Source organism: Streptomyces sp. NPDC042638, from assembly GCF_040647235.1.
Classification (GTDB): Bacteria; Actinomycetota; Actinomycetes; order Streptomycetales; family Streptomycetaceae; genus Streptomyces; species Streptomyces rameus.
In genome coordinates this window covers 202,788-217,819 of sequence record NZ_JBEZBT010000002.1, presented here as the reverse complement: position 1 = coordinate 217,819, position 15,032 = coordinate 202,788, and the positions used below count along the sequence as shown (strand labels likewise).

The 15,032-nt window shown below is 71.0% G+C and carries 12 protein-coding genes; 5 read left to right on the top strand and 7 right to left on the bottom strand.

Going from position 1 to position 15,032, the window contains the following annotated elements; genetic code table 11:
- Positions 1–2: 2 nt before the first annotated feature.
- The 3 genes from AB0B40_RS02555 to AB0B40_RS02545 form a co-directional block, all read right to left on the bottom strand.
- Positions 3–1,109 (bottom strand): amidohydrolase family protein, encoded by a 1,107-nt coding sequence (locus AB0B40_RS02555; RefSeq protein WP_345050804.1) that lies wholly within the window; start codon positions 1,107–1,109, stop codon positions 3–5.
- Positions 1,110–1,260: 151 nt separating this feature from the next.
- Positions 1,261–1,581, bottom strand: a complete 321-nt coding sequence (locus AB0B40_RS02550) for a hypothetical protein (RefSeq protein ID WP_345050802.1) — start codon at positions 1,579–1,581, stop codon at positions 1,261–1,263.
- 93 nt (positions 1,582–1,674) lie between these two features.
- Positions 1,675–2,664, bottom strand: a complete 990-nt coding sequence (locus tag AB0B40_RS02545; RefSeq protein ID WP_345050986.1) for a heme o synthase — start codon at positions 2,662–2,664, stop codon at positions 1,675–1,677.
- A gap of 413 nt (positions 2,665–3,077) precedes the next feature.
- Between AB0B40_RS02545 and tkt the strand changes: the two genes are divergently transcribed.
- From tkt to pgl, 5 genes are read left to right on the top strand one after another with little or no spacing between them, the layout of a single operon-like run.
- Entirely contained in the window at positions 3,078–5,165 is a 2,088-nt protein-coding gene (gene tkt / locus AB0B40_RS02540) for a transketolase (RefSeq protein WP_345050800.1), read from the top strand.
- Positions 5,166–5,198: 33 nt separating this feature from the next.
- Positions 5,199–6,317, top strand: coding sequence for a transaldolase (gene tal / locus AB0B40_RS02535; protein WP_345050798.1), 1,119 nt, complete (start codon positions 5,199–5,201; stop codon positions 6,315–6,317).
- A gap of 1 nt (position 6,318) precedes the next feature.
- Positions 6,319–7,857 (top strand): glucose-6-phosphate dehydrogenase, encoded by a 1,539-nt coding sequence (gene zwf / locus AB0B40_RS02530; protein ID WP_345050795.1) that lies wholly within the window; start codon positions 6,319–6,321, stop codon positions 7,855–7,857.
- The gene (gene opcA, locus AB0B40_RS02525) at positions 7,854–8,936 is read left to right on the top strand and encodes a glucose-6-phosphate dehydrogenase assembly protein OpcA (RefSeq protein WP_345050793.1); all 1,083 of its coding nucleotides are present in this window, start codon (positions 7,854–7,856) and stop codon (positions 8,934–8,936) included. The genes zwf and opcA overlap by 4 nt, the downstream gene beginning before the upstream one ends.
- Positions 8,933–9,715, top strand: a complete 783-nt coding sequence (pgl, locus tag AB0B40_RS02520; protein ID WP_345050790.1) for a 6-phosphogluconolactonase — start codon at positions 8,933–8,935, stop codon at positions 9,713–9,715. Before opcA ends, pgl begins: the two co-directional genes overlap by 4 nt.
- A 67-nt stretch (positions 9,716–9,782) precedes the next feature.
- On the opposite strand, the gene AB0B40_RS02515 is transcribed toward pgl, so the two are convergent.
- The 4 genes from AB0B40_RS02515 to AB0B40_RS02500 are packed head-to-tail and all read right to left on the bottom strand — an operon-like array spanning position 9,783 to position 14,962.
- On the bottom strand, positions 9,783–10,622 hold the full coding sequence (locus tag AB0B40_RS02515; protein ID WP_362262271.1) for a carbohydrate ABC transporter permease: 840 nt from the start codon (positions 10,620–10,622) through the stop codon (positions 9,783–9,785).
- Entirely contained in the window at positions 10,619–11,971 is a 1,353-nt protein-coding gene (locus tag AB0B40_RS02510) for an ABC transporter permease subunit (protein WP_345050785.1), read from the bottom strand. Before AB0B40_RS02510 ends, AB0B40_RS02515 begins: the two co-directional genes overlap by 4 nt.
- Before the next feature lie 11 nt (positions 11,972–11,982).
- Complete coding sequence (locus AB0B40_RS02505) at positions 11,983–13,308, bottom strand: ABC transporter substrate-binding protein (protein ID WP_345050782.1); 1,326 nt, start codon at positions 13,306–13,308, stop codon at positions 11,983–11,985.
- Between the two features lie 31 nt (positions 13,309–13,339).
- A complete protein-coding gene (locus AB0B40_RS02500) occupies positions 13,340–14,962 on the bottom strand; it encodes a glycoside hydrolase family 13 protein (protein WP_362262268.1) in 1,623 nt (540 codons plus the stop codon).
- Positions 14,963–15,032 lie beyond the last annotated feature (70 nt).

Here is a 15,032-nt window from a genome sequence, read left to right as displayed (position 1 = left end):
GCTCACCCCAGTCCGTACACCCGGCGCGCGTTGTCCGCCGCGATCAGCCGGGCCACTCGCTGGGCGTCCTCCAGGGACCACGCGCCCTCGGCCACGAAGGTCCCCAGAACCCGGCCCAGGGCCTCCCGGAAGAGGCGGGCGCCGACGACGTGCAGTTCGGGCAGGCTCTGGGCGCCGGTGGAGAACAGGATCTTCCCGAAGGGGGCCAGCTCCAGGATCTCGGCGAGGACCGTGGCCGCCCGGGCGCCGGTGCGCACGAGCGCGGCGCCCGAGTCGGCGTAGACGTGCGGGAAGACACCGGCCAGATGGGCGGCGTGCCGGTGGTACGGGTAGCCGTGCAGCAGGATCAGGTCGGTGCCGAGGCCGGCGGTGGCGCGGACGAAGTCCGTGAGCAGCACCGGGTCCGTGCGGTCGATGCGGGAGCCCGGTTCGCCGAGGCCCGCGTGCAGTTGCAGGGGCAGACCCGAGGCGACGGCGATCCACAGCAGGTGCCGCAGCAGCACGGCGTCGGTCAGGGCTCCGCCCACCCGCCGCCCGGCCAGCCAGCGGCCCGCCGCGCCCCGCACCTCCCCGGGCTCCGGCGGCTCCGGTGCGAGGGCCAGACCGTGCCGGAGGCCCGCGACCGAGGTGAAGGCGACGGCGCTCGACGCCGCTCCGTGCACCGACTCGGCGAGGTTGGCGAGGAAGGACTCGACGGTGCCGGAGGTGTCGGCGACCTGCTCCGCGAGCAGCTCCAGGCGGACGATCTCGCGGGCCTGGGCCGCACCGGCACAGGCCAGTTCGGCCGGACTGGTCAGGTCGCCCGGCAGCCCGGTGTCGACCAGGTACGTCGTGATGCCGCTGCCGCGCAGCAGCCTGCGGCCGGCTTCCAGCACGCCGAGTTCACGGCGCCGCGCCAGATAACGCGCGGGCGGGCAGTGCGGTTCCAGGCCGAGTATCGGCGGGCACCAGCGCCGTACGGCGAAACCGGTCTGGGTGTCGAACAGGGTGGTGCCGGCGGCGGGCGGTCCCTCGGTGCGGGCCAACTGGGCCTCGAAGGTGCCGAGGCCCAGTTCCGTGCGGAGCACGCCGTGGCAGTACTGGTCCACGAGGGACGGCATTTCGATCATCCGGGGCTCCCCGTAGGACGCGTGCTGCCTTACCCGTCCTAACGGGTGAACGGGGCTCTAGGTCGCGGTCCGGCTCGGGGGGTACGCCTGTCCGGCGCCTCCCGTCCGGTCGCGGCCCGTCGCGCGGTCCGGCGGCCTCCGGTCTCGCCGCTCAGCCGCCGATCTGCATGCCGGCCATCCGCTTCCACTCGTACGGCCCCGTCGTCACCTTCGCGGCGAACTCGCCGTCGAAGGACTCGTGGACCGTGATGCCGGACCTGGCCACCGCCTGCTCGGCGATGGCGTACGAGGGCGCCACCAGGTCGCCCCAGCCGCCGTCCTCGCCGACGAGGACGATGCGGGCGCCGCGCTCGCCGATGTAGGCCACCTGGCCCTCCGCGCCGCCGTGCGCCTTCGCGAAGGCGCTGATCTGGTGGGCGAGCCGGGACACCTTGCGCTCGGCCCTCGCGTCAACCTGCTGCGTGTCTGCCATGGCCAGGATGCTACTCATCGGTAGATCCACAGGCGAGGGCAGGGCTCTGTGACATACGCCCGGCGGGCGTCAGCGGCATACGCCCGGGGGTCGTCAGCGCAGGAACGGGTCGACGGCGACGGCGACGAAGAGGATCGACACATAGGTGATCGACCAGTGGAAGAGGCGCATCTCCTTGAGCTTGGCGCCGGTCGCCTCGGACTTCGCCCGGTTCTGCAGCCCGTGCGCCTCCCACAGCCAGAAGCCGCCGGCCGCGAGGGCCACCACCGTGTAGAACCAGCCGGTGTAGCCGAGGGGGGTGAGCAGCAGGGAGACCAGGACCATGACCCAGCTGTAGATGACGATCTGCCGGGCGACGACCTTGTTGGAGGCGATGACCGGGAGCATCGGCACGCCCACGCGCGCGTAGTCCTCCTTGACCTTCATGGAAAGCGGCCAGTAGTGCGGCGGCGTCCAGAAGAACATGACGAGGAAGAGGATGACCGGCGCCCACGACATCGAGTTCGTCACCGAGGACCAGCCGATCAGCACCGGCAGGCAGCCGGCGATGCCGCCCCACACGATGTTCTGCGACGTACGCCGCTTGAGGAGCATCGTGTAGACGACGACGTAGAAGAGGAGCGCCCCGAGCGAGAGCCAGGCGCTCAGCCAGTTGACGGTGAATCCGAACAGCAGCGTCGAGACGACCGCCAGCGTGATGCCGAAGGCCAGGCACTCGGGCGGGCTGACCATGCCGGTCACCAGCGGGCGCTGCGAGGTGCGGTCCATCAGGGCGTCGATGTCCCGGTCGATGTACATGTTCAGCGCGTTGGCGCCGCCCGCCGACAGGTAGCCCCCGACACAGGTGAGCAGGACCAGCTTGAGGTCCGGCACACCCTGCTGCGCCAGGAACATCACCGGAACGGTGGTGATGAGCAGCAGCTCGATGATCCGCGGCTTCGTCAGCGCCACGAACGCCTTGACACGGGCCCCGAACGACCGGTGGACCGGGCCCTGGCTCGCACCACCGAGCTCCCCCATGGCCTGAACGGCATGGGCGGTGCCCCCATCCGCTGGACGGGATTCGACGGCCGTCACGCACACCCCTGACAGAGACATCCCAGCGAGCCTCCCCGTGTGAAGTCGCGGTAAAGGCTCGCGCGTACCACGCCACTTTAGACGTTGCCCATACCCCGGCCTTCGCGGGGGTGGGGTCGTGTTGGCGGGCCGTCCGCGGGGCCCCTCGGACATGAGGACGAAGGCTCGATCCGACGTGCGCACACAGACTCGATTGAGCGGTCAGATGAGCGGGTCCGTATTCATGTGCCAAACGCCTTCCCGGCCGGTCGGGAGGCGGATCGCACCGAGTCCCGGCAGTCTGGAAACACTCGAAAAAACGCACGTCCCCACGGGGGTAGGCTCGACAGCGGCCGGTGGGCGACAAGCCTCCCGGCAGCCGGGTGGGCGCATGCCCCGAAGACCGGCGACCGACATGTGGAGAGGAGCCCTGACCCAGGGTGAGCACCAAGCCGACCACCACAGACCTTGAGTGGACCGACCTGGACCAGCGGGCCGTGGACACCGCCCGTGTCCTGGCCGCCGACGCCGTACAGAAGGTCGGCAACGGCCATCCCGGTACGGCGATGAGCCTGGCCCCCGCCGCCTACACCCTCTTCCAGAAGGTGATGCGGCACGACCCGGCCGACCCGGAGTGGGTCGGCCGCGACCGCTTCGTGCTGTCCGCCGGCCACTCGTCCCTGACCCTCTACACGCAGCTCTACCTGGCCGGGTTCGGCCTGGAGCTGGAGGACCTGGAGTCCTTCCGTACCTGGGGTTCCAAGACCCCGGGCCACCCGGAGTACGGGCACACCAAGGGTGTCGAGACCACCACGGGCCCGCTGGGCCAGGGTGTGGCGAACGCGGTGGGCATGGCGATGGCCGCCCGCTACGAGCGCGGTCTGTTCGACCCGGACGCGCCGCAGGGCGAGTCCCCCTTCGACCACTTCATCTACTGCATCGCCGGTGACGGCTGCCTCCAGGAGGGCATCTCCGCCGAGGCGTCCTCGCTGGCCGGCCACCAGAAGCTCGGCAACCTGGTCCTGCTGTGGGACGACAACCACATCTCGATCGAGGGCGACACCGAGACGGCCGTCTCCGAAGACACCGTCAAGCGGTACGAGGCCTACGGCTGGCACGTGCAGCGCGTGGAGGCGCAGGCCGACGGCGACCTGGACCCGGAGGCGATCTTCGCCGCGATCCAGCAGGCCAAGGCCGTCACCGACCGGCCGTCCTTCATCGCGATGCGCTCGATCATCGCCTGGCCCGCCCCGAACGCACAGAACACCGAGGCCGCGCACGGCTCGGCGCTGGGCGAGGAGGAGGTCGCGGCCACCAAGCGCGTCCTCGGCTTCGACCCCGAGCAGAGCTTCCAGGTGGAGGACGAGGTCATCGCCCACACCCGCAAGGCGCTGGAGCGCGGCGCGCAGGCGAAGGCCGAGTGGGAGAAGTCCCTCCAGGTGTGGCGGGACGGCAACCCGGAGCGCGCCGCCGAGTTCGACCGGATCAGCAAGGGCGAGCTGCCCACCGGCTGGGAGGAGAAGCTCCCGGTCTTCGAGCCCGGCAAGGCCGTCGCGACGCGTGCCGCGTCCGGCAAGGTGCTGCAGGCGCTCGGCGCGGTCATCCCCGAGCTGTGGGGCGGCTCCGCCGACCTCGCCGGGTCGAACAACACCACGATCGACAAGAACAGCTCGTTCCTGCCCGAGGGCAACCCGCTGCCGGAGGCCAACCCGTACGGCCGAACGATCCACTTCGGCATCCGCGAGCACTCCATGGGCGCGGAGCTGAACGGCATCACGCTGCACGGCAACACCCGGGTCTACGGCGGCACCTTCCTCGTCTTCTCCGACTACATGCGCAACGCCGTGCGCCTGTCGGCCCTGATGCACCTGCCGGTGACGTTCGTGTGGACGCACGACTCCATCGGTCTCGGCGAGGACGGACCCACCCACCAGCCGGTCGAGCACATGGCCTCGCTGCGCGCCATCCCGGGTCTGAACATGATCCGCCCGGCGGACGCCAACGAGACCGCGATCGCCTGGCGCGAGGTCCTCAAGCGCTGGACCAAGGAGTTCGGCAAGGGCCAGCCGCACGGCTTCGCGCTCACCCGTCAGGGCGTGCCGGCCTACGAGCCGAACGAGGACACGGCCCGCGGTGGCTACGTCCTGTTCGAGGCCGAGGGCGGCGAGGCGCAGGTCGTCCTGATCGCCACCGGTTCCGAGGTGCATGTGGCCGTGGAGGCCCGTGAGCAGCTCCAGGCCGACGGCGTGCCCACCCGGGTCGTCTCGATGCCGTGCGTGGAGTGGTTCGAGCAGCAGGACCAGGGGTACCGGGACTCCGTGCTGCCGCCGTCGCTGAGGGCCCGTGTCGCCGTGGAGGCGGGCATCGGCCTGACCTGGCACAAGTACGTCGGGGACGCCGGCCGCATCGTTTCCCTGGAGCACTTCGGCGCTTCCGCCGACGGCAAGGTGCTCTTCCGCGAGTTCGGCTTCACCGCCGAGAACGTGGCCGCCAAGGCCAGGGAATCCATCGCCGCCGCCCAGCGCTGACGCTCATATACGACACGTAGGAGATGTAATTCCATGACAGACGCACTCAAGCGCCTCTCCGAAGAAGGCGTCGCGATCTGGCTGGACGACCTGTCGCGCAAGCGGATCACGTCCGGCAACCTCGCCGAGCTGATCGACCAGCAGCACGTCGTGGGCGTCACCACCAACCCGACGATCTTCCAGAAGGCGATCTCCCAGGGCGACGGCTACGACCAGCAGCTGTCGGACCTCGCCGCCCGCAAGGTCACCGTCGAAGAGGCCGTCCGCATGATCACCACGGCGGACGTACGCGACGCCGCCGACGTCCTGCGCCCGGTCTTCGACGCCACCAACGGCCAGGACGGCCGGGTGTCCATCGAGGTCGACCCGCGCCTGGCGCACAACGAGAAGGCGACCGTCGCCGAGGCCAAGCAGCTGGCCTGGCTGGTGGACCGCCCGAACACCCTCATCAAGATCCCGGCCACGATGGCGGGCATCCCGGCGATCACCGATGTCATCGGCCGCGGCATCAGCGTCAACGTCACGCTGATCTTCTCGCTGGAGCGCTACCGCGCGGTGATGGACGCCTACCTCTCCGGCCTGGAGAAGGCGAAGGAGCGGGGTCTCGACCTCTCCGGGATCCACTCCGTGGCCTCCTTCTTCGTGTCCCGGGTGGACACCGAGGTCGACAAGCGCCTCGACGAGATCGGCACCGAGGAGGCCAAGGCCCTGCGCGGCAAGGCCGCCATCGCCAACGCGCGCCTGGCCTACCAGGCCTACGAGGAGGTCTTCTCCTCCGACCGCTGGAACGCGCTGGAGAAGGCGGGCGCCAACAAGCAGCGTCCGCTGTGGGCGTCGACCGGCGTGAAGGACCCGGCGTACCCGGACACCATGTACGTCACCGAGCTGGTCGCGCCGAACACGGTCAACACCATGCCGGAGGCCACGCTGGAGGCCACCGAGGACCACGGTGAGATCACCGGCAACACCGTCGCCGGCACCTACGAGCAGGCGCGTGCCGACCTCGACGCGCTGGAGAAGCTCGGCATCTCGTACGACGACGTCGTGCGCGTGCTGGAGGACGAGGGCGTCGAGAAGTTCGAGGCGTCCTGGAACGACCTGCTGAAGTCGACCCAGGCGGAGCTCGAGCGCCTTGCCCCCTCGGAGGGCTGACTTGTCACCCGTTTCCGGCTCCGGAGCGAACCCGCTTCGTGACCCGGCCGACCGACGGCTCCCGCGTATCGCGGGGCCGTCGGGCCTGGTCATCTTCGGTGTCACAGGCGATCTGTCGCGCAAGAAGCTGATGCCCGCGGTGTACGACCTCGCCAACCGGGGGCTGCTGCCGCCGGGCTTCTCGCTGGTGGGCTTCGCCCGTCGCGACTGGGAGCACGAGGACTTCGCCGAGGTCGTCCACGACGCGGTCAAGGAACACGCGCGCACCCCCTTCCGCGAGGAGGTCTGGCAGCAGCTCATCCAGGGGATGCGCTTCGTCCAGGGCACCTTCGACGACGACGAGGCGTTCGAGCGGCTGCGCGCCACCATCGAGGAGCTGGACAAGGCACAGGGCACGGGCGGCAACTTCGCCTTCTACCTGTCGGTGCCGCCCAGCTCCTTCCCCGTGGTCATCCAGCAGCTGAAGAAGCACGGCCTGGCCGACCAGAGCGGCGGCTCCTGGCGCCGCGCGGTCATCGAGAAGCCGTTCGGCCACGACCTGAAGTCGGCCGAGGAGCTGAACAAGGTCGTCCACGAGGTGTTCGAGCCGGACCAGGTGTTCCGCATCGACCACTACCTCGGCAAGGAGACGGTCCAGAACATCCTGGCGCTGCGCTTCGCCAACACGATGTTCGAGCCGGTCTGGAACCGGTCCTTCGTGGACCACGTGCAGATCACCATGGCCGAGGACATCGGCATCGGCGGCCGGGCCGGCTACTACGACGGCATCGGCGCCGCCCGGGACGTCATCCAGAACCACCTGCTCCAGCTGATGGCCCTCACCGCCATGGAGGAGCCCGCCTCCTTCGGCGCGGACGCGCTGGCCGCGGAGAAGGAGAAGGTGCTCGGCGCGGTACGGCTGCCGAAGGACCTGGGCACCAGCACGGTCCGCGGGCAGTACGCGGCGGGCTGGCAGGGCGGCGAGAAGGTCATCGGCTACCTCGAAGAGGACGGTATCGACCCCACGTCGAAGACCGACACCTACGCCGCGATCAAGCTGGAGGTCGACAACCGCCGCTGGGCGGGCGTCCCCTTCTACCTGCGCACCGGCAAGCGGCTCGGCCGCCGGGTCACCGAGATCGCGGTCGTCTTCCAGCGGGCCCCGCACTCCCCCTTCGACCACACGGCGACGGAGGAGCTGGGCCAGAACGCGATCGTCATCCGCGTCCAGCCGGACGAGGGCATCACGGTCCGCTTCGGCTCCAAGGTGCCGGGCACCTCGATGGAGATCCGGGACGTCTCCATGGACTTCGCCTACGGCGAGTCCTTCACGGAGTCCAGCCCGGAGGCGTACGAGCGCCTGATCCTGGACGTGCTGCTGGGCGACGCCAACCTCTTCCCGCGCACGGAGGAGGTCGAGCTGTCCTGGAAGATCCTCGACCCGATCGAGGAGTACTGGGACAAGCACGGCCGGCCCGCGCAGTACAAGTCGGGCACCTGGGGACCCGTGGAGGCCGACGAGATGCTCGCACGAGACGGACGGAGCTGGCGCCGGCCATGAAGATAGACCTGACCGACACCACCGCCGGCGAGATCAACAAGGCGCTCGTGCGGGGCCGCCGCGCCATCGGCACGCCCGCCGTCGGCATGGTCCTCACCCTCGTCATCGTCACCGACGAGGAGAACGCCTACGACGCCCTGAAGGCCGCCAACGACGCCTCGCGCGAGCACCCCTCGCGCACGCTGGTGGTCATCAAGCGGGTCTCCCGCAACCCGCGCGACCGTACGTCCTCGCGGCTGGACGCCGAGGTGCGGGTGGGCGCGGACGCGGGCACCGGCGAGACGGTCGTCCTGCGTCTGTACGGCGAGGTGTCCGACCACGCCGACTCGGTGGTCCTGCCGCTGCTGCTGCCGGACGCCCCGGTGGTCGTGTGGTGGCCGGTGAACGCCCCGCTCGACCCGGCGAAGGACCCGCTGGGCGCGCTGGCCCAGCGCCGGGTCACCGACACCTACGCCGCCGAGGAGCCGGCGCGGGAGCTGTCCGCCCGTGCCGCGGCCTACACGCCCGGCGACACCGACCTGTCCTGGACCAGGATCACCCCGTGGCGCTCGATGCTCGCGGCGGCCCTGGACCAGGTCACCTGCGAGGTGAAGGCCGTGGAGGTGGAGGGCGAGGAGTTCAACCCGAGCTGTGAGCTGCTGGCGATGTGGCTCGCCGACCGGCTGGACGTCCCCGTGAAGCGCTCGCTGTCCTCGGGCCCGGGTCTCACGGCCGTCCGTATGGACACCACCTGCGGCCCGATCGTGCTGGACCGTGCGGACGGCTCGCTGGCCACGCTGTCCATCGAGGGCCAGCCGGCCCGCGCGGTGGCGCTGAACCGGCGGGACACCGCCGAGCTGATCGCGGAGGAACTGCGCCGGCTGGACCCGGACGACACCTACGCGTCGGCCCTGCGCTACGGCGTGGAGCGGCTGGACACGGTTCCCGGGCAGACCTCCGAGGAGCCCGCGCGGCAGGCGGAGCCGGCCGAGCCGGTCGCGGAGCCCGAGCCGGTCGAGGAGGCCGCGAAGGCACCCGCGAAGAAGGCGGCGGCCAAGACCGCGAAGAAGACCCCGGCGAGGAAGGCGGCGGCGAAGTGAGCACTCCGCAGCTGGTCGTCCACCGCGACAAGGAGCTGATGGCGCAGGCCGCCGCGGCCCGCCTGATCACGAAGATCGTGGACGCGCAGGCCTCGCGGGGCGCCGCGTCCGTGGTCCTCACCGGCGGCCGCAACGGCAACGGGCTGCTGGCCGCGCTGGCGGCGGCGCCCGCCCGCGACGCCATCGACTGGAGCCGCCTGGACCTGTGGTGGGGCGACGAGCGCTTCCTGCCCGAGGGCGACCCGGAGCGCAACGTCACGCAGGCCCGCGAGGTGCTGCTGGACTCCGTCCCGCTGGACCCGGAGCGCGTGCACGCCATGCCCGCGTCCGACGGCCCGTACGGCAGCGACGTCGAGGCGGCGGCCGAGGCGTACGCGGCGGAGCTGGCGAAGGCGGCCGGGCCCGAGAACCACGCCCCGGTCCCGGCCTTCGACGTCCTGATGCTGGGAGTCGGCCCGGACACCCACGTAGCCTCGCTCTTCCCGGAGATGCCGGCCGTACGGGAGACCGAGCGGACGGTGGTCGGCGTGCACGGCGCACCCAAGCCGCCGCCGACCCGGATCAGCCTGACCCTTCCGGCGATCCGGTCGGCCCGCGAGGTCTGGCTGCTCGCGGCCGGCGAGGACAAGGCCGAGGCCGTGGCCATCGCCCTGTCGGGCGCGGGCGAGATCCAGGCGCCGGCGGCGGGCGCGTACGGCCGTGCGCGGACGCTGTGGCTGCTGGACACCGCCGCGGCTTCGCAGCTGCCCCGGTCGCTGTACCCGCCTGCGTCGCCCTGACGCACGGCCGGGCACGGCGGCAGGGGCCGCGGGAACCGAGGTTCCCGCGGCCCCTGCCCCTTTCACCTCACTTCACCGACCCCGCCATCACGCCCTGCACGAAGTGCCGCTGGAAGGCGAAGAACACCGCCACCGGCACGATCAGGGACAGAAACGCACCCGGCGCCAGGACATCGATGTTGCTGCCGAACTGGCGTATCTGGGACTGGAGCTGGACGGTGAGCGGCTGGGCGGAGCTGTCGGCGAAGAGCAGGGCGACCAGCATGTCGTTCCAGACCCACAGGAACTGGAAGATGGCGAGCGAGGCGATCGCCGGACGCCCCACCGGCAGGACCAGCCGGGTGAAGATGCGCCACTCGCCGCCGCCGTCCATCCGGGCCGCCTCCAGCATCTCCTTCGGCATCTCCGCGAAGTAGTTGCGCAGCAGGAAGACGGCGAAGGGCAGGCCGTAGGCGACGTGGAAGAGGACGACACCGGGGATCGTGCCGAACAGGCCCAGCGTGCCGAAGAGTTTGGCCACCGGCAGCAGGCCGATCTGGACCGGTACCACCAGCAGGGCGACCACCAGCAGGAAGAGGGGCTCGCGGAACGGGAAGTCCAGCCAGGCGAAGGCGTATGCGGCGAGGGCCGCGATGACGACCACCAGGGTGGTCGCCGGCACCGAGATCAGCACGGTGTTCCAGAACGCCTGGGTCATCCCCGCGTTCTTCAGCAGGGCCGAGTAGTTGTCGACGGACAGCCGGCCGGGGCTCGCCAGCGCCGTCCACCAGCCTCCCTTCGCCGTGTCCTCGGGCGAGCGCAGGGAGGACAGGAACAGTCCGGCGAGCGGGGTGAGCCAGATCAGGCCGATGACCACGAGAACGGCCTGGACGACACCGTTGGCCAGAGAGCGCCGCAGGGCGTTCATCGCTGACTCCTTCGGAAGCGGCGGACGTTGAAGACCATCGCGGGGACCACGAGGAGCAGGAGCAGCACGCCGAGGGCGCTGCCGAGGCCCTGGTCGTTGCCGCCGCCGAAGGACACCAGCCACATCTGGGTGGCGAGGACGGTCGCGTCCTCCTGGACCGGTCCGGGCGCGATGACGTAGACGAGGTCGAAGACCTTCAGCACGTTGATCACGAGGGTCACGAAGACCACGGTGAGCACGGGCGCGAGCAGCGGGACGGTGATCCGGCGGAAGATCTGCCACTCGTTCGCCCCGTCCATGCGGGCCGCCTCCAGCGCGTCCCGGGGCAGGGCGGACAGGCCGGCGCCGATCAGGACCATCGCGAAGCCCGTCCAGATCCACAGGTACGCGCCGATGATCGCGGGAGTGACGAGGGCCGGTCCGAGCCAGGAGACGCCCTGGTAGGGCGGGGCGAAGTTCGACTCCGGCAGCTTCACGGTGTACGAGCCCGCCCGCAGCCCGGAGAAGCGGAAGGAGCCGTCGGCCGCGGTGCTCGCGCTCGCGACCGTCCTGCCGTCGCGCACGGCCTCGACCTTCATGCCGGGCAGTCCGCGCTCCTCCGGGTCGACCTTGCCCTGCCGGCCGCCCCCGCCGGGGGTGAAGTCCAGGTAGACGACACCGCGCAGTTCGCCGGGCGCGGCCTTGCGCGTGGCCGCCTTACGGGCGGGTGAGGCGTCGGCGGGCAGGTCCCCCGGCGGGACGCCGACGATCGGGAGCGTGACCGAGCCCCCCGCCGGGGCGGTCGTACGGTAGGAGCCGTCCCGGTCCTGGGTGAGCAGCCCGGTGCGCCCGCGGGCGGTCGGGTACGTCGACGTGCCCTGGAAGGCGTCGTGGACGGAGACGACGGCCGCGTTCAGGACGCCCTTGTCGGGGTCGTCGTCGTAGGCGAGCCGGAAGATGATGCCGGCGGCGAGGAAGGAGACCGCCATCGGCATGAAGAGGAGCAGTTTGAAGGCCGTGGCCCAGCGGATCTTCTCCACCAGGACGGCCAGGACGAGGCCGAGACCGGTGAGCAGGGCGGGGGCGGCGACCACCCAGACGGTGGTGTTCCGGATGGCCTTCAGCGTGGCCGGGTCGCGGAACATCTCGGCGTAGTTGTGGCCGCCGACGAACCGGGTGCCGGAGGCGTCGAAGAAGCTGCGGCCGACGGAGAACAGCACCGGGTAGACGACGAGCGCGCCCAGCAGGAGCAGTGCGGGGAAGACGAACAGCAGGGCGATCAGCCGGGTGCGCCGCCGGCCGCGGCGCGCGGGCGCCGGACCGGCGGGCGGCGGGCCCGCCTGCTGTTTCTCGAGTGTGGTGGCGGTCATGGTGCTGTCGCTCAGTCCTGGTAGGCCTTGGCCGCGGCCGATTCCAGCTTCGCCGCGGTGCCCTTCGGGTCGGAGGGGTCACGCAGGAAGTCCTGGAGCAGCTTCCACTCGCCGGTGCCCTTGGTGCCGCCGAAGGCGGCCGGGGCCTGGTCGGACATGTCGAAGCGGACCGAGTCCCCGGCGCCGACCAGGGACCGGGCGGTGGCACGGGTGACGTCGTCGCCGTACGAGGCGAGGTCGAGCTTCCTGTTCGGGGACAGGAAGCCGCCCGCCTTCGCCCAGACGGCCGCGGCCTCGGGGGTGGCGAGGTACTCCAGGAGTTTCATGCCGGCCTTGGCGTTCTTGCCGTCCTTGAGGACGACGGCCGCGTCACCGCCGCTGACGACCGGGGCCTTGCCGCCGTCGACCGCGGGGAAGGGGAAGAAGTCCGCGTCCTTGCCGATGGACCTGCCGTACTGGTCGTGGGCGACACCGGCGACGAAGTCGCCCTCGTAGACCATGCCCGCCTCGGGCTTGGGGCCGAACACCTTCTCCACCGAGCCGGGGAAGTCGGTGCTGAGCGCCTCCTTGCTGCCGCCCGCGACGAGCTGCTTGTCCTGGAACAGCCTGCCGAGGGTGGTGAGCGCCCTGACCACCGTGGGGTCCGTCCACTTCAGCCGGTGGGCGGCGAGGGCGTCGTACTTCTCGGGGCCGGCCTGGGAGAGGTAGACGTTCTCGAACCAGTCGGTGAGGGTCCAGCCGTCCTGTCCGGCGACCGAGAAGGCGGCGAGGCCGGAGTCGGAGACGGTGTGCCCGGCCTTGAGCAGCTCGTCGTACGACTTCGGGGGCTTGACCCCGGCCTGGGTGAGCGCGTCGGGGCTGTACCAGACCGTCGACTTGTGGGCGGCCTTGAAGTAGAGGCCGTAGAGGGCGCCGTCGACGCTGCCGTACGTCTTCCACACGGGTGCGTAGTCGGCGGTGACCGTCCGCCGGGCGGCCGGGGACAGCGGCGTGAGCCAGCCCTTCTTCGCGAACTGCTTCAGGACGCCGACCTGCGGGACCATCACGACGTCGGGCGCGTTGCCGCCCTCGATCTTGCTGCCGACGACTGTGGAGACGTTGTCGCCGGTCGACACGAACTGCGTCTTGGCGCCGGTCTTCTCGGTGAAGGCGTCCAGCACCTTCTGGAAGTTCTTCTGCTCGCTGCCGGACCAGACGCCGGCCACGGTGACCGTCTGGCCGCTGAGCGCCTTGTCACCTCCGCCCGCGGAGACGGGTCCGCCGCCGCAGGCGGTGGCGCCGAGGGCGAGCGCGAGGGCGGTGCAGCCGGTGAGCAGGGTCGTGCGTCGTCGCATCATCGTCGACGGACCTTTCCTTGGAAGCGGGTGATCAGATCTCGTTCAGCCACCAGGCCGCCGTGGCGCCGGGCAGGACGCCGGGCGGGCACGGGCCGCTGGAGAGCAGGGGGGTGCCGGGGACCGGTGCGGGGGCGCCCGCCGTACCGAAGTTGACGGCGCAGACCAGGCCGTCGCCGCGGGTGAAGGCGAGGACGCCCGGCGGGGCGTCCCGCCAGTGCAGCGTGCCCTCACCCAACTGGGGCAGGGACGAACGCAGTTGCAGACCGTCGCGGTACAGGTGCCAGAAGGAGCGGGTGTCGGCGAGGGCGCGGTCGGTGGCGTACTCGGCGAAGTACTCCGGCTGCGGCAGCCAGGGCTTGGCGCCCTCCGCGCCGGAGGTGAAGCCGAACGGCGACGCCTGCCCGGACCACGGCAGGGGTACCCGGCAGCCGTCGCGGATGCGGGCGCGGCTGCCGGTGCGGCGGAAGATCGGGTCGGTGAGCACGTCGTCGGGCAGGTCGACGACCTCGGGCAGGCCCAGTTCCTCGCCCTGGTAGATGTAGGCGGCGCCGGGCAGCGCCAGCATCAGCAGCGCGGCGGCGCGGGCGCGGGCGGCGCCGAGGCCGCTGCCCTCGGTGGCGGGTTCGCCGTAGCGGGTGACGGTGCGGACCTGGTCGTGGTTGTTGAGCACCCAGGTGACCGTGGAGCCGGTGCCGGCGATGTCCTGCATGGCCTCGGAGATGACCTTGCGGAAGGAGTCGGCGTCCCAGGGGGCCCCGAGCAGGTCGAAGAAGAACGCCTGGTGGAGTTCGTCGGGGCGGACGTACAGGGCGTGTTCGCGGGCGGTGGGGACGGAGACCTCGCCGACGAGCAGGCGTTCGCGGCCGTCGCGGCCGGCGTACTCCTCGCATATGGAGCGCCAGCTGCGCCACACCTCGTGCACCTCGGGCTGGTTCCAGGCGAGCGGGTTGACCGAGTCGCGGGTGCGGGCGTCGGCTTCCGGGTCGTCTGAGTCGGGCAGGTCGGGGTGCTTGTACAGGCCGGCGGCGACGTCGATGCGGAAGCCGTCCACGCCCCGGTCGAGCCAGAACCTGAGCACGTGCTCGAACTCGGCGGGGATCTCGGGCTCGCGCCAGTTCCAGTCGGGCTGCTCGGGCGTGAACATGTGCAGGTACCACTGGCCGGGCCGGCCGTCGGGCTCGGTGATCCGGGTCCAGGCCGGCCCGCCGAACATGGCGTGCCAGTTGTTGGGCGGTTCGCCGCCGTCGGGGCCGCGGCCGTCGGCGAAGTGGAAGCGGGCGCGGGCCGGGCTGCCGGGCCCGGCGGCGAGTGCCTCGCGGAACCACGGGTGCTCGCTGGAGCAGTGGTTGGGGACGATGTCGAGCAGCACCTTGATGCCGAGCCGGCGGGCCGCCGCCATCAGCAGGTCGAACTCGGCGAGGTCGCCGAAGACCGGGTCGACGTCGCGGTAGTCGGCCACGTCGTAGCCGTGGTCGGCTTGCGGCGAGGGGTAGAAGGGGCTCAGCCAGATGCCGTCGACGCCGAGCTTCTTCAGGTACGGCAGTCCGGCGCGGACGCCGGCCAGGTCGCCGACGCCGTCGCCGGTGCTGTCCAGGAAGCTGCGGACGTACACCTGGTAGATCACCGCGTCCCGCCACCAATGATGCCTGTTCAACCCTGTGGAACCTGTCTCTGAGGGGGGCTGTTATGCATGCATGTTAGGTAGGCGAGGAACACAGGTGTCA

What these genes read in the sequence shown, in the direction of transcription:
- AB0B40_RS02505 (WP_345050782.1), bottom strand. Translation starts at nt 13,308, where the DNA reads ATGATGCGACGACGCACGACCCTGCTCACCGGCTGCACCGCCCTCGCG.
- tal (WP_345050798.1), top strand. Translation starts at nt 5,199, where the DNA reads ATGACAGACGCACTCAAGCGCCTCTCCGAAGAAGGCGTCGCGATCTGG.
- AB0B40_RS02515 (WP_362262271.1), bottom strand. Translation starts at nt 10,622, where the DNA reads ATGAACGCCCTGCGGCGCTCTCTGGCCAACGGTGTCGTCCAGGCCGTT.
- AB0B40_RS02555 (WP_345050804.1), bottom strand. Translation starts at nt 1,109, where the DNA reads ATGATCGAAATGCCGTCCCTCGTGGACCAGTACTGCCACGGCGTGCTC.
- AB0B40_RS02510 (WP_345050785.1), bottom strand. Translation starts at nt 11,971, where the DNA reads ATGACCGCCACCACACTCGAGAAACAGCAGGCGGGCCCGCCGCCCGCC.
- opcA (WP_345050793.1), top strand. Translation starts at nt 7,854, where the DNA reads ATGAAGATAGACCTGACCGACACCACCGCCGGCGAGATCAACAAGGCG.
- AB0B40_RS02550 (WP_345050802.1), bottom strand. Translation starts at nt 1,581, where the DNA reads ATGGCAGACACGCAGCAGGTTGACGCGAGGGCCGAGCGCAAGGTGTCC.